At 68.6% G+C, this 303-nt stretch carries 1 protein-coding gene; it reads left to right on the top strand.

Features of this window, described 5'->3' with window-relative positions:
• Nucleotides 1-114: 114 nt before the first annotated feature.
• The coding region (locus HKX41_10990; GenBank protein ID NNC24656.1) for a DUF371 domain-containing protein at nt 115-303 on the top strand (189 nt) is incomplete at its 3' end.

The raw sequence follows: 303 nt of genomic DNA, 5'->3' as shown, positions 1-303 counted from the left end.
CTGAAGTCCGGGACGACGATGATTCACGTCGACCCCCGCGAGAACCAGACGACGAAGGCGGCCGACATCCACCTCCCGGTCGAGCCGGGGTTCGACATCCCGCTTCTCAACGCCATGGCCGCCGTCATCGTCGAGGAGGGGTTGGTCGACGAGGCGTTCGTCGCCGCCGCCAGCGACGCCGACGCGACGATCATCGCGACTCTCGAGGCCGACGGACACGAACACACCGTGACGGGCCGCGGCGACCCCGAGCTCACCTTCGCGAGCGAGCGCTCGATGGTCGGCCGAACGAGCACCTACGTC

Origin of the sequence: Salifodinibacter halophilus (genome assembly GCA_012999515.1) — a bacterium.
GTDB lineage: Bacteria > Pseudomonadota > Gammaproteobacteria > Nevskiales > Salinisphaeraceae > Salifodinibacter > Salifodinibacter halophilus.
Note: the sequence above shows the minus strand (reverse complement) of the source record. Positions and strands in the feature narration are given on the sequence as shown.